Origin of the sequence: Bradyrhizobium sp. 199 (assembly GCF_023073355.1) — a bacterium.
Taxonomy (GTDB): Bacteria; Pseudomonadota; Alphaproteobacteria; order Rhizobiales; family Xanthobacteraceae; genus Bradyrhizobium.
On sequence record NZ_JADPJI010000004.1, the window covers coordinates 69,695 to 88,817 of the forward strand.

Genomic DNA, 19,123 nt, shown 5'->3' on the forward strand with positions numbered 1-19,123 from the left:
ACCGCGGCAAGATTCTGGATTGCTTCGTCGCTACGCTCCTCGCAATGACGAGGGATGCTAGTCGATCATCCGCGCCCGCAAATCAGCATCCGGCACGAAACACGAATCGTACTTCCCAAAGATGCGATAGCGGTTGCGCGCGACGAGGCTGTAGACGAGATCACGCAGCGGCTTCGGCATGGCGAATAACGCGCGTACCCAGCTCCAGCCGGGAAGCTGCGACAGCACCGTCAGCGCGGCGTCGGACTTCATAAATACCTCGCCGCCATGAACAACGGCGTTGGTATCGGGATCATCGGGATCGATGCCGAAGGTCCGCGCGAGCCTCGCCCCATAATCCGACTGGATCGGCGTGAACCGAAACCGCCTCGCCGTGTCGCGCTTGGCCACGAACCGCACCCAGCGTGAGCAGAAGATGCAGATGCCGTCGAACAGGATCACGTCGTCGTCGGGCCATTTGGTCATCAGCGATTGTCCCGCGACTTCTTCGTCGCCATTGGCTCCGGCCGGTTCAGCGCGTGCCCGAGCGCGTCGCTTGCGGCTTTGACCCCGGCTCCGCTCTCGATCAACCAATGCCCCTCGCTGCCGACGGCCGCCAGGACGCGAAAATCGGCCTTGCCTCCGCTGCCACGAAACGCATCGGCCAACGCTCTCGAAAATGTCGGCGAGAAGTAGCTGTCATTCTCCGCGACGAGCCACGTGACGGGAATGCGCGCGCCCTTGCCGAACTCCGCGGCGGCCGCACGAAGCGAGTGCGGCGCGCAGATCCGGTTCGGTTCGTCATTGGCATGGCCGCCGCGGCCCGGCGCAAACGCTGTGATGGCGGAGATCGCCTTCGGGTCGGCATCGGCGAGCGCGAGCGCACCCCAGCCGCCGGCGGAATGGCCGATCACGATGACGGCCTCGTTGCGAATGAAATCCTGCTTTCGCAAGTGATCGAGCGCGAGCCAGATTTGCTCGGCCGTTGCACGGCCCGAACGTGCATAGTCGGCCTCGTCACATCCGCCCTGGTCCTCGACATAATTGCCGCCGGTCGCACCATGGCCGAGCCGCTCCGGCACCAGCACGGCAAAACCGCGCGCGACGAGATAGGCGGCGAGAGGACGGTATTCCGGCTGCGGCATCTGCGCACGACGCAAGGCATTCTGGGTGGAGGCGTGCGCGATGACCGCCAGCCGAAACGGACCTGCACCGGCGGGGCGAAACAGCAGGGCATGCGCAGCAACGCCGGTATCCGGCGACGGCACACGCCATTGTTGTCGGCGAAGCGGTTCGCCCTCCGCACCCGATGGGCCAAACGTGACCTGAGCGCACAGAGGCGGCGCAGTCGGCAAGGCCAGCAGAGACAGGAGCGCGATGGCGTTGAGGAGCCGCATGAATGGCCGAGGGCGAACACGGACAGCGACAACCACACTAGTAGGAACGAATCACCATGGGCGGACTTTCTGCGTTGCCATTGTCATTCATTCGTTGCCGCACCAGGAGTTTTGCACCGACGCAAGGCACGCCGGTGCCATTTGATTGGCGTCTTGTCTTTTTTCGGCACAACATGGTTAAGATACTGATGCACAAAGTCCACACGTTAACCGATAATTAACGATAGGTCTTGCCGCCGACGCGGCGACTTGGTTTGATTGCGTCCATGAGCACAACCCTGATCGAGGTCCGGCCGGCCAAAGCTGCAGATGCAACTGCGGTGGCGTCCACTCATGATGAAGCATGGCGCTCCGCCTATCAGGGCATCATTCCCGGTGCGGAGCTGGAAAAGCTCATCAACCGCCGTGGCCCACAATGGTGGGACAGCGCAATCCGCAAGGGCAGCCGCGTCAGCGTGCTCGTGTTCGGCGACAAGATCGCGGGTTACGCCAATTACGGTCGCAACCGCGCCCGCAGCCTGCATTTCGACGGCGAGGTCTACGAGCTTTACCTGCGTCCGGAATTCCAGGGCCTCGGCTTCGGCCGGCGCCTGTTCGCCGCCGCCCGCCGCGACCTGATGCAGAGCGGGCTGAAGAGCATGGTGGTGTGGGCGCTCTCGGACAACGATCCGGCGACCGAGTTCTACCGGGCCCTTGGGGGCCGTATGGTGGCACGCTCGTCCGAGCGGTTCGGGCCGAAGTCGCTCGACAAGGTTGCCTTCGCTTGGACCAATTGAGCTGCTGAAAGCTGGATCGGCAGCGTTTTCCCTCCGTCGATACCGTTGCCTTTGAGCCGGTGATTTCCGGATTCATTATTTCACAAAAACGCGATGGATCAGCGGGCCAAGCCCGCGTATGACAGCCGAAAATCGCTGCCGGGCGCGATTTCACCTCGGCAACAACGGAGCCTTGAATGCGTATCGATGCGATCTCGATCGGGAAGAACGTACCTCACGAAGTCAACGTCGTCATCGAAGTGCCCGTGGGCGGCGAACCGATCAAATACGAGATGGACAAGGAGGCCGGCACGCTGGTGGTCGACCGCTTCCTCTACACGCCGATGCGTTATCCCGGTAACTACGGCTTCATTCCGCACACTCTGTCGGATGACGGCGACCCCTGCGACGTCCTGATCGTCAACACCCGCGCCATCATTCCCGGCGCCGTCATGAGCGTGCGTCCGGTCGGCGTGCTGTTCATGGAGGACGAAGCCGGCGGCGACGAGAAGATTCTGGCAGTGCCGTCGTCGAAGCTCACGCAGCGCTACGACAAGGTGAAGTCGTACTCCGACCTGCCTGACATCACGCTCCAGCAGATCCAGCACTTCTTCGAGCACTATAAGGATCTCGAGAAGGGCAAATGGGTGAAGATCCTGCGCTGGGGCGGCCCGGAGGATGCGCACAAGCTGATCCTCGAAGGCATGGATCGCGAGAAGAAGAAGGGCTGAAGTTCAGCCCCGCGGTCATTCGGGGCGCGCGTCAGCGCGAACCCGGAATCCAGAGGTTGAGGCGCGAGGTTCCGGGTTCGGCTCTGCGAGCCGCCCGGAATGACAACCCATTACACCGCCGGCTTCGGCAGCCCCGCGATCGCGCAGGCCGCACGCAGCGTGTTCACCAGCAGGCAGGCCACCGTCATCTGACCGACGCCGCCCGGCACCGGCGTGATGGCCCCGGCAATCCCGAGTGCTTCCTGATAGGCGACGTCACCGACGAGGCGCGTCTTGCCGTCATCCTTCGGAATCCGGTTGATGCCGACGTCGATCACGGTCGCGCCCGGCTTCAGCCAGTCGCCGCGCACCATCTCGGGCCTGCCGACCGCGGCATAAACGAGATCCGCCTTCTTCACGAGCCCCGGCAAATCGCGCGAGCGCGAATGCGCGATCGTCACCGTGGCGTTCTCGTTCAGCAGCAATTGCACCAGCGGGCGACCGACCAGATTGGAGCGGCCGATGACAATTGCGTTCATGCCCTCCAGCGAGGCGTGCACGCTCTTGGTCAGGATGATGCAGCCGAGCGGCGTGCAGGGCGACAGCGCCTCGAGACCGCCGGCGAGCCGGCCGGCATTGTTCGGATGCAGCCCATCGACGTCCTTGGCGGGGTCGATGGCGTTGATGACGGCTTCCGTGTTCAACCCCTTCGGCAGCGGCAGCTGCACCAGAATGCCATGCACGGCCGGATCGCGGTTGAGCTTTGCGACGAGCGCCATGAGATCTGCCTGCGCGACGTCGGCGGGTAGCTTGTGCTCGAACGAGGCCATGCCGGCGGCCTGGGTCTGGGTGTGCTTGGAACGGACATAAACCTCGCTGGCGGGGTCGCTGCCGACCAGGACGACCGCCAGCCCCGGCACCAGATTGTGCTCGCGCTTGACCCGGGCAACCTCGTCGCCGACGCGGGCCCGAAGCTCCGCGGCGATGACTTTTCCATCGATGATTTTGGCGGTCATGTCAGTTCCTCAGTCTGTCGATTGGGCCGAGATGAGCTGCCGCAGGGCCACTCCGAGCCGTACCGGATCGCCGTCGACCGCGATCTGCTTCAGCCGCGAGGTGGCTCCGGACAGGAGCCTCACGCTGGCCTTGGGGACACCGAGCGATTTCGCCAGCAGCACCAAAACGGCCTTGTTGGCCTCGCCGCCATCGGCGATCGCACGCACCCGCACCTTGAGCACGCTGCGGCCATCGGCCAACTGCTCGACCCCGTCGATGTCGTCGCGGCCGCCGCGCGGCGTCACCCGCAGCGCAATGCTGATTCCTGCGGCCGAGTAGCGCCAGGGTTCCCTGAAGGCCTGTTTCGCGACCAAGGCGCTCCAGCCCGCTCAGACCACGTTCGGGTAGATGTAGTAGAGGATCACCCGCTCGATGAACATGATGAGCAGGATCAGGATGATCGGCGAGATGTCGAGGCCGCCGAGACTGGGCAGGAGATTGCGAATCGGCGCCAGCACCGGTTCGGTGATCCGGTACAGGAACTCCGCCACCGCCGATACGAACTGGTTGCGCGTGTTCACGACGTTGAAGGCAATCAGCCAGGACAGGATCGCAGAGGCGATCAGCAGCCAGACGTAGAGGTCGAGCACGATGATGATGATGTCGAGAACGGCACGCATGATTTTTCAGGACTCTGGCTTTTGAAGCCTCTGGCTTTTGAAGACTGGCTGCAGTCGGAGGTGACGTCGTTGCTAGATATCGGTTCCCCCCCGCCCAAACAAGGGAAGTCGCGCTCCGAATGGCTAAAACCGGGTTACAGCCGTCCTTGACTTGACCTTGGCGGGGACTTAAATGGCGCCCGGTTGTCGGCCGCATTGACCAGAGCGGCCAGCAAAGGGGCCATAGCTCAGCTGGGAGAGCGCGTCGTTCGCAATGACGAGGTCGGCGGTTCGATCCCGCCTGGCTCCACCAGCCTTCGCTCGCTTCGCGAGCTACGGCTAGGCAAGCCAGCCCGGCTGCTTCGTAGCGAAGTGAGCGAAGGCTGTCCCGCCATAGCCCGAAGGGCGGCGGCGGACCTCTGCAAAGATAGCCCCCCTACCTCCCCGTAAACCTTGGCGGCCGCTTCTCCATGAAACTCGCGACGCCTTCCCGGAAATCGCTACCACCCAGCGCCACCATCATCTCCCTGTTGGCTTCGATCGTCGCCTCCGCCAGCGTCTGGAACGGCACCTCGTAGAGCTGGTGCTTGATCACGGCCATCGCACTCGGCGAGACGAAATCGGCGAGATCGCGGGCATAGGCATAGGTCTCCTCGCGCAGCTTCTCCGGCGAGCAGAGCCGATTGACCAGTCCGATCCGCAGCGCTTCCCCGCTCGACAGCCGGCGCGCCGACAGCAGCAGATCCATCGCATTGGCGTGGCCGACGATGCGCGGCAGCATCCAGCTGATGCCGTGCTCGGCAATCAGGCCGCGCCGCGCGAAGGCCGTCGTGAACACGGTATTGTCGGCGGCAAAGCGCAGGTCGCAATAGAGCGCGTGCACGAGCCCGATGCCGGCGGTCGCGCCGTTGAGCATGGCGATGACAGGCTTCTTGATCGATGGATAGAATCCGTAGCGCGTCTGCCAGTCCGGGCGCCGGTTCATATCGAACGGCGGCAGGTTCGAGGCGCGCTTGACGTCGTCGGGGTCCAGCCCCTTGAGCGCATCCATGTCGGCCCCCGCGCAGAAGGCGCGGCCCGCGCCGGTGAGGATGATGACGCGGACATTGTCGTCGGCGCTTGATGCTTCCATCGCGTGTCGCACGTCACGCTCCATGATCGGCGTCCACGCGTTCATGCGATCAGGCCGATTGAGCGTGATGGTCGCGATCTTGTCGCTCACCTCGTAGAGAATGTGTTCGTAGGCCACGGCGCTCTCCCTTGTTTGCCGGCACGCATTGGTGCGCGCTCGTTGGTAGAGAGCCTAGCATATCAGGGACGGAGGCAAGGACTTGCGCCAAGGATCTACGCCAAGGACCTGTGCCAAGGACCTGCGCGAACGCGCGATTACTCGGCGGCTTGCGCCAGCACGGGCCGGCGCGCCAGCCAGCGGTTGATGAAGTGATCGAGCCAAGCGCGCTCTGCGGCATCGTACACGGCACGATCCGCGAAATGATGGTGTCGCTGCCGCGCACCGGGCGCGCTGAAGCCGTCATAGCCCCGCGTGGTCCAGCGATGCATCATCGCGTAGGTCACATCAGGATGAAACTGCACACCGAAAGCGTTTCCGGTGCGGAATGCCTGCACGGGAAAATCATCACCTTCCGCGAGCAGCTCTGCGCCGATGGGCAGCTCGAATCCCTCGCGGTGCCAGTGATAGACCTGAGCCGGCCAGGCAGGGCAGAGCGCGTGGCCGGCGGCGGTCGGACGGATCGGGTAGTAGCCGATCTGGGTCAGCGCATCTTCATGCGGCGCGACGCGCGCACCGAGCTGCATCGCGAGCATCTGCGCCCCAAGGCAGATACCGAGGAACGGCCGCTGCTCGCGCAGCGGAATTTCGATCCAGTCGATCTCCCGGCGAACAAAGTCGTCGGAATCATTGGCGCTCATCGGGCCGCCAAAGACCACGGCGCCGGCATGCTGATCGAGCGTCTCGGGCAGGGGATCCCCGGAGCGGGGACGGCGGATGTCGAGGCGATGGCCGAGCGCGCGCAGCGCATTGCCGACGCGGCCCGGGGTCGAGGATTCCTGATGCAGGATGATGAGAACCGGCAGGCCGTTTGCCGAATCAGAGGCAGGCGCGCCGGGCGTCCTTCGCGGGAAGGGCACCACCTCAGCACTACCAAACCTGTCCGTCCGGAACGACATTGTCCTTGCGAAAGCTATTGGTTCAGACCGCCAGCATAACTAAGCGAACGTTAATTTCGTGTGAGTTCGCGCACACATCAAAAAGGAAGCTAGCTCCGCGCCAATATGGGCGCTTAAGCCTCTCCTTAGCGCCTCTGCCTCTGGAATCGACTGGTGGCGGCCAGGATGAAGCCCCTTGGGAGAAAGCGCAGCGCAAATGGCACAATCTTGATGCCCAGACCAGGCAGCACTGCCCTCTTGTTGGACATCAGCCCTCGATAGGCCTCCCGGGCGACATCGGCGGCAGAAACATTAAGAAGGGCCGTATCGTGTCCCGAGCCAACACCGGCTCGCGCCTGGAATTCGGTGGGCACGGGACCCGGGCAAAGCACGGTGACGCGAACACCGCGCGGCGCAAGCTCTGCCCGCAGCGCCTCGGTGAAGGAAATCACGTAGGCCTTGGACGCGTAATAGACGGCCATGCCGGGGCCGGGCAGGAATCCCGCGACCGAACCGACATTGAGAAGACCACCCTTGTTCTTGATGAGCTGATCCGCAAAGCGCAGCGACAGATCCGTCAGGGCCCGCACGTTGACATCGACAATCCCGACCTGCTCGTCGCGATCGCGCTCGACGGCATCGCCGAACACGCCGAAGCCGGCATTGTTGACGAGGTGATCAAGCTCGACGCCTTCGGCGGCGAGCGCTGCCGCGATCGTCTCGCCGGCGTCCATGTCCTGGAGATCGCAGGCGATCACGATCGGCTTCTTGCCGCCCTTGGCGACGAGCTCGTTCGCGAGCGCTTCAAGCCGATCCGCGCGCCGCGCCGTCAATGCTAGGCGATGTCCGTTGGCGGCAAATACGCGCGCCAGCTCCGTGCCTATGCCCGCCGAGGCACCGGTGATCAACGTTACCCGCTCAGTCACGATCCAAGTCTCTTGATCCAAGTCTCATGAAGTGAAGATTTGGCCCCGCAATGAGGGAACCAGAGCATAGGCGGCGCGCCACAGGCAAGCGGCGCCGGCAGCATGGCCGCCTGATCTGAGATCAGAGAGAGCAGGAAACCCATTGATTTGCGGATGGATCCGGGCGCAAGGCGGCCGGCAGCTACATTAAACTTTCGTCATGTGATCAGCACAACCGGCTACTGCGCAGCAGGCAGGGATCAGCCGCTGACGGCGCTGTCCTTCGACTGGCCGCCGGCACGATCCGCAACAGCATGCTTCAGCTCGATCCGGTCGCGCTGGGCGATCCCGAGCAGGTCGGAGGCGCGCCAGACGACGTTGTCCTCGAACTCGCTCACCTGTCCGTCGGCATAGACCAGCTCCCACATCAACTGCACGATGCGCTTGCGACCTGCTTCGTCGAGCGAGCGCATGATGACGCTGGTGAAGTGATAGAGATCGACCGCCTCGCCTTCGACCTGGGTGGCGTCGGCGATCAGCCGGTCCGCGGTACCTCGGTCGAGCCCAAAATGGCTTTCGATCAGGCCGTGCAGCTTGCGCTGCTCGGCCGCGGTCGGCTGGCCATCCAGCGAGACCACATGGACCAGCAGCGCGGTCGCGGCCAATCGATAATCGCTGTCGCCGAACGTGCGGTTCTGGTCATGGGGGGCGACAATGTCGGTGATGAACTGGCGCAGGCCGTCGAGCATAAGGTCCTACCGAAATCGATGCGCCGCGAGGAGCGCGGCTGTTACCGGCATTATATGAGGAGGAAACTCAACCGGCGCAACGTGCGTCAGTTCCGCGCGCTGGATTACGTTTCGGCAATCTGTTCACTGTCATTCCGGACGATGCGCGAGCATCGAACCCGGAATCTCGAGATTCCGGGTTCGCGCTTTGCGCGCCCCAGAATGACAGTTTGTAGCTCACGGGATCTCGTACACCACCATCTTGTCGGCGATGCCGCGCAGCGCCGCCTGTTTCTGGATTGGCTTGATCGCACGCTGCTCGAGGATTTCGGCAACCTTCGGCGCATCCAGCACCGGGCCGGTGATGTGGATCTCCTGCGCGGTCGACAGGCTCTGCACGCGGGCAGCGATGTTGACGGTCTGGCCGAAATAATCCTGCCGCTCGTTGAGCATGACGGCGAGGCAGGGGCCTTCATGGATGCCGATCTTGACGATGAGATCGTCGGTGCCGCGCTGCTTGTTGAGCTCGTCCATCGCCGCACGCATCCGCAAGCCCGCGACAATGGCATGCTCGGGACGAACGAAGGTCGCCATCACGGCATCGCCGATCGTTTTCACCACCGCGCCCTTCTCGGAAGAGATGATCTCCAGCAGCGCATGGAAATGCGCCCGCACCAGATCGAAGGCGGCGAGATCGCCGACACGCTCGTAGAGCGCGGTCGAGCCCTTCAGGTCGGTAAACAGGAAGGTCAACGAGGTGATCTGGAGTCGTTGGTCGAGACTGAGATTGTCCGCCTTGAAGACGTCGCGAAAGGTCTGGTTCGACAGCATGCGCTTGGCGGTCAGGAACGGCTTGCGCTTGCCAATGAGATGATGAAGCGCCTCGGCTGCGATGAACACCGACGGCAACACGCGCACGCCGGCCTGGTTCTCCAGGGATAGCCGCAGCGGACCCGGCCGCATCGTGGTGGTGCCCGTCGGCGCCTGCACCTTGTTGTACATGATGGCGAACTGCTGGCGGTCCTTGGTCGGTTCGCCCTGGACGTCGATGAAATGGGCGGCGTGCGTCACCGGCTCGAAGATGATGACGAAGTCACTCGGCAGTTGCAGCGACATGGTCGCCTTCTCGCCGGCCGGCAGCTCCATCGTATCCAGCGTGACATCATTGGCGAGCGCCTCGAACGATTCCTTGTTGAAGTCCACGCCGGAACTCCAGAACATCTGCTTGAAATAGTCCCACACCGGAAGCGTATCAGGATCGTGCGCCGCGATGCGCCGGACCCGCGGATTCACGGTGAAGGAGACCTCGACCTGATCGTCGACCGAGGTCTTGTAGCCGCAGGCGCAAAGCGCACAGTGATATTCATCCGGCTTGAGCGCCTTCAGGGTCGAATGCGCCCCCAGCACGCCGCCGCAGCCCGGGCATAACACGTTCCAGCCGAGATCGAACAGCCCGAGCCGCGCCGCATGCAGGAAGGCAGAGATCGCATGCTCTTCATCGACGCCATACTGCGTGGCGAAGTCGAGAACATTGACGCGGTTGAGCTCGTGATCCTCGCCCTCCTCGATGACGCGCGCGATCGCGTCGACCACTTTCGCGTCGGCGGTCTGCTTCAGAACGGAAAACTGTGCCTGGATGTCGCTCATGGCGAGCCTCTATCTAAGGTGGATCACGCCATCGGCCAGACGAGGGCCTGTCACCGACGCGTGATGCGGAACATGGGTGAGTGGTCCGGCTGGGTCGTGACGACACCGAGCGGGATCACGGGGCTCGTCGCATCAGTGAGCTCGACACGGAACGCGCCGATCAACCGGGCCAGCGCCAGTACGGATTCGGCCTGCGCGAACGGCGCGCCGATGCAGACGCGCGGACCTGCGCCGAACGGCAAGTAGGCGAAACGATCGGGCGCCTCTGTCGACATGAAGCGCTTGGGAATGAACGCGTTCGGCTGATCCCACAGCTTCTCGTGCCTATGCAGCAGCCAGGGCGCGATCATGATGATGTCGCCCTTGCCGATCTCGACACCGGCCGCATTGTCCTTCTCGCGTGCGGCGCGCGCGACCAGGAAGGCCGGCGGATAGAGCCGCATCGTCTCCTCGGTCACCGCGCGGGTGAATTTCTGCCGGTCGATGTCGGCCATGCTGTCGAGATGCTCGCCGCGCGCCTCGGAGGCGACCTCTTCCTGCGTGTCAGGATCGAGCGCGAGCAGATAGAGCGCCCAGAACAGCGCCGTCGCCGTGGTCTCGTGACCGGCGAGGATCATGGTCGCGACCTCGTCGACGAGCTGTTCGTCGGAGAAGCCCTTGCCCGTTTCCGGATCGCGCGCCTCGTCCATCAGATCGAACAGGTCGCGCGGCGGCGCGCCGTCCTTCTTGCCGGCCGCCCGCCGTTCGGCGATCAGCATGGCAACGAATTCGGTCCAGCGCTTGCGGAAGCGGGCCCGTGCAAAATCCATCGGGCTCGGCCAGGACACCGGCAGCACCATGTCGAGGAGATACGGGCGTCCCAACCGCGCGGCATATTCCATGATGAAATTGCGAAGGGTCGCGCCATGCCGGTCCATGCCGAACGAGAACATCGTGCGCCCGGCGATCTCGAGGGTCATGCGCTGCATCACCTCGCGCAGGTCGACGTCTTCGCCGGAGCGCGCATCCAGCTTCGCGATGGTCTCGTCGAGCACCGCCGTCATGTGCGGAACGAGGTTCGCGGTCGCGCGCGGCGTGAAGGCCGGCGCGAGGGTGCGGCGCTGAAACGTCCAGGAATGGCCTTCTGCGATCAGAAGGCCGTCACCGAGCACGGGACGCAGCATGCGGATTCCCGCCGGCGTGCGCGAATAGTTCTCGTAATTGGTGAGCAGGACGTGCCGGATCGCGTCCGGCCGGTTCAGGATGAAGCTGTTGCGGAAGAAGAAGCGTCCCTCGACGACGTCTTCCTCATAGGCGCGCTGCCCCCAGGTTGCGATCATGTTCTGGCGGATCACCGCCAGACGACTGAAAAACGACATGTCGTCGGGCGCACGCGGGGGAGCCGGAGGGATGATGGGCCGACGCACGCTGGCGATGTTCATGGCTCTCTCCCCACAGATGCACGCAGGCAAACAGCTAATAAGTCAGCTCGGCAATCGCAATCCTGTTCTCCAGGGCGGGCCAGGCGCGAGCCACAATTCGTTCTTCGCCGAACTCGGCCACAATGTTACGCCCGACCTCGCTGGCGGGAAGCCGCAGGGTCGCCGCCGAATCCGTCGGCACGCCCGGCTTGACGTCGGCCGGCTCCTTGCCGTCGAACAGCACCACGTCCCGCGGCAGGCCAAAATAGCCCCTCGGCCGCGACATGATCACGACCGCTCCGGCGTCCTTGTCGGCTGGCCCGAGCGGCCGTGCGGCACGCAAATGGACGACGTCGGACGAGCGCGGGAACGGCGAGCGGTAGATGTGGGTGATCGGCGCCCCCGGCGAAGTCAGGACGAATTCGAGCGACCAGGAGGGGTCGATTTGTGCGGGACCCCAGCGGCCGTCGGCGCCGGTCGTTGCGCTGTGCACTGCGCCGCCCTTGCGCTCACCGGTATCAGGATCGATGCGGAAGATATCGACGGTTGCACCCGCGACGGGACGGTTGGTCGATACCCCGCCGGGCGTGCCGGTGACGAGGCCGCTCAACTTCACGCTTGCCTCCGGAACAATCGCGATGCGCGTTGGCTCGCGGCCTGCAATGAACTTGTAGATTTCGCGGAAGGCGCGCGGGTGGAACGCGACCTCACGATGGTCGAGGGCGCCAAGCACGAGGTTGGTCGCGCCCTTCAGCTCCGGCCCTTCATTGGTGACGCCGGTCGGCGTGCCGGGCTTGCCGATGAAGCGGCCGTCGGCCTGGGCGTATTTGTCCATGCCGTCGCTGCGCAATGTGAGGAAGGCAACACCTGGTGTCACCTCGCTCTCGCCCTCGTTCAGGCCGCGGAGGAATGCGCCACGGCCGTTGAACTCGTTGTTGGGCTGGTCGTCGGTCGCGAACACGCCGTGATTGGGCGTGCCGCATAAAACAGCGTGGCTGACATCGCCGGCACCGCCATTCTTGATGACGTTGCGGATCGCATTGCCGCCGCGCGAGCTGCCGACCAGCGCCACGCGAGGCGCCCCGGTGCGGCGCTTCAGCTCGGCGATGGCAGCGGCGAGCTCGCGGCGCTGGTCCTCGGTCGAAGAGCGGTTCGCCTGCTCGACCTTGTCGTCGCTGCGCGCCAGCGGATCCGTGAAATTGATGGCGGCCATGCGATCACGCGCGATGCCGTTGGTTTCCATCCGCCACATCGTGGTCATCCAGAGCGCGTCGTAATCGCCATTGCCGTGGACGAACAGGATCGGCGGCACCTCGGTGCCGGGCGCCGCAGCGGGTGCGGCTTGGGCCCATGCGCCCGTCCGCAAGCTCGCAACCGCCAAAGGCAAGCTGCCTGCCGCCTGCAGGATCGTCCGTCGCGACAACGTCATTGTGTTCCTCCCCGGCAAACCGTGTCTTTGCACCGCTTATAGCGGCCTAACCACTGGACAGCGAAGGACTTTCGCAGGCATCACTGAATTTGCCGGAATTGCCCAAAGACCACGCCAGACCACTTCTGCCAGCCCATATGGAAGGGGATATGACCGAGCAGACGAACCGCCAGAAAATCGCCGCCGACGGCATCACCGCGCCGCTGCGGTACACATTGTTCCGGCGCATCTGGCTCGCCAGCCTGCTCTCCAATCTCGGCCTGCTGATCCAGGGCGTTGGCGCGGCCTGGGCGATGACACAGATGGCGGCCTCCGCGGACAGGGTCGCGCTGGTGCAGACCGCCTTGATGCTGCCGATCATGCTGATCTCGATGCCGGCCGGCGCCATCGCCGACATGTATGACCGCCGCATCGTCACCCTGGTCTCGTTGATGATTGCATTCACCGGCGCGACGGCGCTGACGGTGCTGGCCGGGTTCAATCTCATCACACCGGAGACCCTGCTGGCCTTCTGCTTCGTGGTGGGCAGCGGCAACGCATTGTTCGGCCCAGCCTGGCAGTCGTCCGTCAGCGAGCAGGTGCCGCCGGATGCGCTACCTTCGGCCGTCGCGCTGAACGGCATCAGCTACAACATCGCGCGCAGCTTCGGCCCCGCCGTTGGCGGCGTCATCGTCGCCGCGCTCGGTGCGGTCGCGGCCTTCGCCTGCAACGCGATCCTCTATCTGCCGCTGCTGGTGGTGCTGCTGCTGTGGCGCCGCAGCACCGAGCCCTCGCGCTTGCCGCGGGAAAAACTCAACCGCGCGATGGTCTCTGGCTTCCGCTACATCACCAATTCGCCGCCGATCAAGATCGTGCTGTTGCGCACGCTGGTGATGGGCCTCATCGGCGGCGCCATCATGGCGCTGATGCCGCTGGTCGCACGCGACCTGTTGCATGGCGGCGCGCAGACCTACGGCATCATGCTGGGCGCCTTTGGCATGGGCGCCGTGATCGGTGCGCTCAACATTCACGAATTGCGCAAGCGCATGAGCGGCGAGGCCGCGATCCGCGCCTGCACCATCTCGATGGCATTTGCGATGGCCGCGCTTGCCCTGAGCACGGAGCCGGTGCTGACAGCGGCCGCGCTGGTGCTGGCCGGCGCGGTGTGGATGGCCGCCATCGCGCTATTCAACATCGGCGTGCAGCTCTCGGCGCCGCGCTGGGTCGCCGGCCGCTCGCTCGCAGCGTTCCAGGCCTCGATTTCAGGCGGCATCGCCATCGGCGCCTGGGGCTGGGGCCATCTCACCGACTCTGCCGGTGTCGAGGTCGCGCTGCTGACCGCGGCCGGCCTGATGCTGATCTCGCCGCTGCTCGGGATCTGGCTGACGATGCCGCGTGTCGGCGCCCGCAACGAGGATGCCGACGTGCTGGCCGATCCCGAGGTGAAGCTGTCCCTGACGGGGCGCAGCGGCCCCCTGGTCGTCGAAATCGAATATCGTGTCGCCCAGGAGAACGCGCGCGCGTTCCACAACGTGATGCAGGACGTGCAGCTCTCCCGGCAGCGCAACGGCGCCTATGGCTGGTCGATCGCCCGCGACATCGCCGATCCCGAATTGTGGACCGAGCGCTATCACTGCCCAACCTGGCTCGATTACTTGCGCCAGCGCAACCGCTCGACGCAATCCGAACGCGCACTGTACCAGGAGGCGATCGCCTTCCACATCGGCCCTGAGCCGGTGCGGATCCGTCGCATGCTGGAGCGTCCGTTCGGCTCGGTGCGCTGGAAGGAAGAGACGCCGGACCGCGCCAGCGAAGAGGTGCTGCCGGTGGTTGCGACCGCGGCGGGGAGCAGCACGTAGGTTCTGTCATTCCGGGGCGCGCGAAGCGCGAGCCCCCGGAATGACGATCACTGCCCGTGCTCGGTCAGCACCTTCTCGCAACCTTTGCTCAGCCGCGTGCGGTTCTGCTTCAGGCAGGCGAGCACGGCGCCGTCGCCGTTGTTCATCACGGCGCGGCAGAAGCGGCTGACATCGCGCGCGCAGGCATCCTGGCCGGGCTGCTGCGCCGTTGCGACTGAGGCGCACAGGAGCAAAGGAATGATGAAAAGGAATCTGGTCATCGCGTAATGCCTCTTACCCGGAAGATGTGCGGGGAAGCTAGTGCGACGATCCCGGGGCTGCAACGGCTTTGTTGCCGTGCGGGAGAGTGCCGCCGCGTGGCCCCGGCTCGAGGCCGGGGCACATCGCGAGGGGGAGCTGAGCGGCGCGGCGATCGTTGTTGCGCGCGCTCTTAATGACTGTCCTGGACGTCAGCGACCTTGCGGGACGCGCCCTTGCCCAGATCCTTGTCCATCACCGCCCGGCAGCCGGCGCTCAGATCGGTGCGATGCTTCACCATGCACGCCGTGATCTTCGGGATGTTGGGAATTTCCGACGAGCACAGGCGGAAGGCATCGCCAGTGCACTGCTGCTGCGCCTCGGCCGAGAAGGCGAAGCTTGAGGTCGTCGACACGATCGCGACGAGGGCGGCAAAGCCCAGTGCCAGGCTGGTATCACGGATCGTGCTGGTGAAGGACTTGGTGGTCAGCGACTTGGTGGTCAGCGACTTGGCGTTCAGAGACTTGGTCATTTGAAGCTCCCATTGGCGCCGTCACAACGGCGCCCGTTGTTGATGGGAACTACGATGCTCCAGTAAAACAGTTTCCACTGTGATGACCGTCACGGGCCGCACCCCGACTGTGACCCCGGTCACTTTGGCGCACCTCCCTGAAATTCCTCCACAACCGCCGTCGTGTTGGTGTCACGTTAACTGTTACTTCGCATTAATGGCTCGTCGCGCGGGAGATTCCGCCCCTTTGGTTGCGTAATTGGAAAGATTAGCGATGCGTAATGCGTTGGGCCTGATGCTGGCCAGTGTAGTTGCGGCGGTCGTGATCGCCGCCGGCGGTTGGTTTTATTATTCCGCACGCGCCGATCAGGGCGCTCCCAAGACAATTGCAGCCCGTGCCGCCGATCAATTGCCGGCACCGGCGAAGCTCGCCGCCAGGGACGACGTCCAGACCACCGCGACGATCGCGGCCAAGCCGACCGCGGTTGCCCAGGCGCCTGCACCCGCTCCAGTCATGCCGATGCAGCCGAAGCAGGCCTGCGCCAATCCGAACGCGCTGGGCGTCTCCCGCGTGGTCGAGATCGACACCACCGGCGGTCCCGGCTTCGGCTTCGATCATTTCAAGCAATTCGACTTCCTCACCGAGAAGGAGGTCGTGCTGACCTTCGACGATGGTCCCTGGCCCGTGAACACGCAGAATGTGCTGAAGGCGCTCGCGGATGAGTGCACCAAGGGGCTTTTCTTCTCGGTCGGCAAGCACGCGACCTATCATCCGGAAATCCTGCGTCAGGTGCTGGCCCAGGGCCACACGGTCGGCACGCACACCTGGTCGCACGTCAATCTGAACGGCAAGAAGATGACCGAGCAGATGGCCAAGGACGAGGTCGAAAAGGGCATCAGCGCGGTGAAGTTCGCGCTCGGTGCCAACCCGGCGCCGTTCTTCCGTTTCCCGCAGCTCCAGCACAATCCGGCGATCGTGAACTATTTCGGCACCCGCAACGTCGCGATGTTCTCGACCGAAATCGACTCCTTCGACTTCCGCAAGGGCGCCACGCCGGAGAAGATCATCGAGACGGTGATGACGCGGCTCGACAAGCTCGGCAAGGGCATCATCCTGATGCACGACTTTCAGAAGAATACCGGCATCGCGCTGCCGGCGCTGCTCGCGCGGCTCAAGGCCGGCGGCTACAAGGTCGTGCAGATGAAGGCCAAGACGACGCTGCAGACGCTGCCGGAATATGACGAGGCGCTGATGAAGGACATGAAGGTGCCGACCGCAAGCACCACCACACGTCCAATCGGAAGCGTGGTGCAGACGGTGTCGCAGTAAGCGCGACCATCACTTCGAGCATGCGCATGGCCGGGCTTTCGCCCGGCCATTTGCTTTGGGTGACCGGCTTACCAATAGATACCGTGGCGGTGCAGCTCGCTGATGATGCGGCGCTCAGTCCAGCTGCGCTTGGGCTTCGGCTTCTCGGCGCTCGCCGTGGACTTGGTGACGGGCTTGGTGGTCGTGACCGGCGCTGGAATCGTCGCGGGCGTGGTCACCGCAGGGGCGGCCGTGGTGACCGGAGCAGCCGGCGCAGAGAGCGTCACCGCCGGCGGGCGATCGGAATATTTCGGAGCCTCGGCGGCTGGCGCAGTTTCGCTCACCTCGGCCGTGGTGGTGGTCGCCGACGTCGGCGTGGTCGATGGAACGGCGGCCTGAGCGCCCGCCGCCGACAGCGAGAGGCTGCGGGAGCCGTCTGCCTGGGCAGATGCAGAAGCCAGGACCATGGCGGCAACCAGAATGATCTTGCGCATGTGAAATCTCCCCGTGTTTGCGTGACGGGGACATTACTGGCGACATGCCCGGTGTTAAGTGACAGGCCTCACACAGGCTGCCTGCGATCAACATCCGCGCCGGTAGACCCGCAGCGACACGTCGGGAAAACTCATGCTGTCCAGCAGGCAGACGTCCTTCTCAGTGTCCATACGGGCGATGAGTTCATCGCCGACGCGCGGCCCGATCAGCGTATGCTGGATCGAGCTCGATACGACGAGGATGTTCGACCGCAACAGCGCGTCTCCCGTGGCAGCCGCCGTTCGATGCATCATCTCTCCGCGGATGACGAGATTCATCCGCGCCTGCGCCGCATACAACTGGATGGTCGCAGGCGTGACCGGATAGGGGCTTGAAAAGCCGACATAGAGCGGGCCGGACGACGGCAGTTTGACGTCGTGCAAAAGCGACCACAGGCGCTCGGTCGCCGCCCGGATGCTGTCTTGCTGCTGTACGCTCAGGGGCGTCGCCACGCTGAGCTGACCGATCACGACGTGCTTGACGAGCAGCTCGAGGCAGATTGCGAGCGCAAGCACCCGGCCAACCGTGAGCAGATGGCGGCGGACGTCCGTCGTAAGACCCGTGCGCGCAAGCAGCGATTCAATCGACGCCATGCTGGCGCAGCCATTGAGCGCCATCGCGACGATGAACACGCCATAGAACATTGCGCCGAAATAGTAGGTCTTGATCTCCGCCATCGAAGGAATGACGTAGGCGATCAGCACGGTCGCGAGCACAACAACGGCATCCAGCACCGCGGCGCGGCCGAGGACTGCGGCGAGCACGAAGCGCAGCAGCATCAAGGCCAACCCGATGGCGAGCCAATAGTGCAGGCCGAATTGTCCCTCGCCACCGATCGAGAAGCGTAGCAGCCCGACCCAGAAACTCTCGCCGCTGGTCCAGAGATCGCGCTGGCTGACAAACACCAGGAGGATGTAGGTGACGGTCTCGACCAACGCTGGTCCGATCAAAACCGCAATGGTCGCGATCAACGGCAACACGAACCACGCGAGCACGCCCAGCGCAGTCCGGATCGACCCGCGTAATCCGCCGGCCAGGATGCAATCGGCGAGCAGCCGGATCGCGAACGCAGTGCCGAGCAGAGCGAGCGCAGCCGGAAACGACGTCGGCTTGATGCTGGCGGCGAGTGCGCAGGCAACGCCGAGGCCTGCTAGCGAGCGTGCGCTGCGCTGGAGCACACCGCGATAGACGACCGCCCCGGCGGCAAGACCGACGGCGAGACCCGAGGGCAGATCGGGGCGCGCTTCGGTGACCGTGTGCCACAGCACCGGCACGCAAGCCGCGGCGATCAGGCATGATGCGATCTCAAGGACGGATCGTCGCCGAACCAGCCAGATGATCCCGAGCAGGAAGCCGAAGACGGCCACGGCGTGAACCAGATAGGGACCGACATAGCTTCCGGGAAACAGACCAAGCCCGATAGCCGCCACCAAGGTCGAGAACGGCGCGTGGTGATGCATCACATCCCAGACGCTGCCCGCGACGCCACGACTTGCAAAGGCATTCATCCATCTGACGGCATCGCCGAAATAAGCGACATCGTCATAGAGCGGGGGAACGGAGAGCCGGCTGTGCAACCGCGAGGCATCGAGCGATTTGGACGCGAGGACGGCGGTGATCAGCGCCGCAAGCAGAGCGAGGCCGGACAGCCGGATCCAAGCGCTCCGATCCGCGGACCCGGTCCCGTCCTCCATGCCCCTGCTCGCCCCTTCAAGCATCTGTCAGTGGGGCATCGTAAAGACACCCGCATCGCGCGCAATGCGTCGAATGCAATGGCCGGGGCTTCTCCTCACAGATTGGACAATCAAGGCGATGGTGCCGCAAGAGGGACTCGAACCCCCGACCCCGTCATTACGAATGACGTGCTCTACCAACTGAGCTATTGCGGCGAACCCTGCCGGGGCCAAGGCAAAGCGGGCCCCG

At 64.3% G+C, this 19,123-nt stretch carries 20 protein-coding genes and 2 tRNA genes; 5 read left to right on the forward strand and 17 right to left on the reverse strand.

Going from position 1 to position 19,123, the window contains the following annotated elements; genetic code table 11:
• Window positions 1-57 precede the first annotated feature (57 nt).
• Together IVB28_RS07470 and IVB28_RS07475 are read right to left on the reverse strand one after the other, a co-directional pair.
• A complete protein-coding gene (locus IVB28_RS07470; RefSeq protein ID WP_247525435.1) occupies window positions 58-465 on the reverse strand; it encodes a thiol-disulfide oxidoreductase DCC family protein in 408 nt (135 codons plus the stop codon).
• Window positions 465-1,376 carry an alpha/beta fold hydrolase gene (locus IVB28_RS07475; RefSeq protein ID WP_247525436.1) on the reverse strand — a complete coding sequence of 304 codons (912 nt, stop codon included), beginning with the start codon at window positions 1,374-1,376 and terminating at the stop codon, window positions 465-467. The genes IVB28_RS07470 and IVB28_RS07475 overlap by 1 nt, the downstream gene beginning before the upstream one ends.
• 266 nt (window positions 1,377-1,642) lie before the next feature.
• Here IVB28_RS07475 and IVB28_RS07480 point away from each other — a divergent pair, with 266 nt between their 5' ends.
• Together IVB28_RS07480 and ppa are read left to right on the forward strand one after the other, a co-directional pair.
• Window positions 1,643-2,152: a GNAT family N-acetyltransferase gene (locus IVB28_RS07480; RefSeq protein WP_246923601.1), complete on the forward strand. Its 510-nt coding sequence runs from the start codon at window positions 1,643-1,645 to the stop codon at window positions 2,150-2,152.
• Between the two features lie 176 nt (window positions 2,153-2,328).
• Window positions 2,329-2,862: an inorganic diphosphatase gene (ppa, locus tag IVB28_RS07485; RefSeq protein WP_247525437.1), complete on the forward strand. Its 534-nt coding sequence runs from the start codon at window positions 2,329-2,331 to the stop codon at window positions 2,860-2,862.
• Window positions 2,863-2,972: 110 nt separating this feature from the next.
• Here ppa and folD read toward each other — a convergent pair whose 3' ends face one another.
• Genes folD through IVB28_RS07500 form a run of 3 tightly spaced genes read right to left on the reverse strand, consistent with a single transcriptional unit; the run spans window position 2,973 to window position 4,517 of the window.
• The gene (gene folD, locus IVB28_RS07490; RefSeq protein ID WP_247525438.1) at window positions 2,973-3,857 is read right to left on the reverse strand and encodes a bifunctional methylenetetrahydrofolate dehydrogenase/methenyltetrahydrofolate cyclohydrolase FolD; all 885 of its coding nucleotides are present in this window, start codon (window positions 3,855-3,857) and stop codon (window positions 2,973-2,975) included.
• A 9-nt stretch (window positions 3,858-3,866) separates the two neighbouring features.
• Window positions 3,867-4,211, reverse strand: a complete 345-nt coding sequence (locus tag IVB28_RS07495) for a DUF167 domain-containing protein (RefSeq protein WP_247525439.1) — start codon at window positions 4,209-4,211, stop codon at window positions 3,867-3,869.
• A 15-nt stretch (window positions 4,212-4,226) separates the two neighbouring features.
• On the reverse strand, window positions 4,227-4,517 hold the full coding sequence (locus tag IVB28_RS07500) for a YggT family protein (RefSeq protein ID WP_247525440.1): 291 nt from the start codon (window positions 4,515-4,517) through the stop codon (window positions 4,227-4,229).
• A gap of 216 nt (window positions 4,518-4,733) precedes the next feature.
• Here IVB28_RS07500 and IVB28_RS07505 point away from each other — a divergent pair.
• Window positions 4,734-4,809, forward strand: a tRNA-Ala gene (locus IVB28_RS07505).
• Window positions 4,810-4,932: 123 nt separating this feature from the next.
• Here the strand turns inward: IVB28_RS07505 and IVB28_RS07510 are convergent.
• The 7 genes from IVB28_RS07510 to IVB28_RS07540 form a co-directional block, all read right to left on the reverse strand.
• The gene (locus IVB28_RS07510; protein WP_247525441.1) at window positions 4,933-5,745 is read right to left on the reverse strand and encodes an enoyl-CoA hydratase; all 813 of its coding nucleotides are present in this window, start codon (window positions 5,743-5,745) and stop codon (window positions 4,933-4,935) included.
• 137 nt (window positions 5,746-5,882) lie between these two features.
• Entirely contained in the window at window positions 5,883-6,683 is an 801-nt protein-coding gene (locus IVB28_RS07515) for a glutamine amidotransferase (RefSeq protein ID WP_247525442.1), read from the reverse strand.
• 125 nt (window positions 6,684-6,808) lie between these two features.
• Window positions 6,809-7,588: an SDR family oxidoreductase gene (locus IVB28_RS07520; protein WP_247525443.1), complete on the reverse strand. Its 780-nt coding sequence runs from the start codon at window positions 7,586-7,588 to the stop codon at window positions 6,809-6,811.
• Between the two features lie 239 nt (window positions 7,589-7,827).
• Window positions 7,828-8,316 (reverse strand): TerB family tellurite resistance protein, encoded by a 489-nt coding sequence (locus IVB28_RS07525; protein WP_247525444.1) that lies wholly within the window; start codon window positions 8,314-8,316, stop codon window positions 7,828-7,830.
• Between the two features lie 216 nt (window positions 8,317-8,532).
• Window positions 8,533-9,942 carry an adenylate/guanylate cyclase domain-containing protein gene (locus IVB28_RS07530; protein ID WP_247525445.1) on the reverse strand — a complete coding sequence of 470 codons (1,410 nt, stop codon included), beginning with the start codon at window positions 9,940-9,942 and terminating at the stop codon, window positions 8,533-8,535.
• Window positions 9,943-9,992: 50 nt separating this feature from the next.
• Window positions 9,993-11,363, reverse strand: coding sequence for a cytochrome P450 (locus IVB28_RS07535; RefSeq protein WP_247525446.1), 1,371 nt, complete (start codon window positions 11,361-11,363; stop codon window positions 9,993-9,995).
• Between the two features lie 34 nt (window positions 11,364-11,397).
• Window positions 11,398-12,771, reverse strand: a complete 1,374-nt coding sequence (locus IVB28_RS07540; protein ID WP_247525447.1) for a hydrolase — start codon at window positions 12,769-12,771, stop codon at window positions 11,398-11,400.
• 149 nt (window positions 12,772-12,920) lie between these two features.
• Here IVB28_RS07540 and IVB28_RS07545 point away from each other — a divergent pair, with 149 nt between their 5' ends.
• On the forward strand, window positions 12,921-14,609 hold the full coding sequence (locus IVB28_RS07545; RefSeq protein WP_247525448.1) for an MFS transporter: 1,689 nt from the start codon (window positions 12,921-12,923) through the stop codon (window positions 14,607-14,609).
• Window positions 14,610-14,656: 47 nt separating this feature from the next.
• On the opposite strand, the gene IVB28_RS07550 is transcribed toward IVB28_RS07545, so the two are convergent.
• Window positions 14,657-14,869, reverse strand: coding sequence for a cysteine rich repeat-containing protein (locus IVB28_RS07550; protein WP_247525449.1), 213 nt, complete (start codon window positions 14,867-14,869; stop codon window positions 14,657-14,659).
• A gap of 170 nt (window positions 14,870-15,039) precedes the next feature.
• Window positions 15,040-15,378, reverse strand: coding sequence for a hypothetical protein (locus IVB28_RS07555; RefSeq protein ID WP_247525450.1), 339 nt, complete (start codon window positions 15,376-15,378; stop codon window positions 15,040-15,042).
• A gap of 253 nt (window positions 15,379-15,631) precedes the next feature.
• Between IVB28_RS07555 and IVB28_RS07560 the strand changes: the two genes are divergently transcribed.
• Window positions 15,632-16,687 carry a polysaccharide deacetylase family protein gene (locus IVB28_RS07560; protein WP_247525451.1) on the forward strand — a complete coding sequence of 352 codons (1,056 nt, stop codon included), beginning with the start codon at window positions 15,632-15,634 and terminating at the stop codon, window positions 16,685-16,687.
• Between the two features lie 68 nt (window positions 16,688-16,755).
• On the opposite strand, the gene IVB28_RS07565 is transcribed toward IVB28_RS07560, so the two are convergent.
• The 3 genes from IVB28_RS07565 to IVB28_RS07575 form a co-directional block, all read right to left on the reverse strand.
• Window positions 16,756-17,160, reverse strand: coding sequence for a hypothetical protein (locus IVB28_RS07565; RefSeq protein ID WP_247525452.1), 405 nt, complete (start codon window positions 17,158-17,160; stop codon window positions 16,756-16,758).
• Window positions 17,161-17,247: 87 nt separating this feature from the next.
• Window positions 17,248-18,894 carry a hypothetical protein gene (locus IVB28_RS07570; RefSeq protein ID WP_247525453.1) on the reverse strand — a complete coding sequence of 549 codons (1,647 nt, stop codon included), beginning with the start codon at window positions 18,892-18,894 and terminating at the stop codon, window positions 17,248-17,250.
• Between the two features lie 119 nt (window positions 18,895-19,013).
• Window positions 19,014-19,089, reverse strand: a tRNA-Thr gene (locus IVB28_RS07575).
• Window positions 19,090-19,123 lie beyond the last annotated feature (34 nt).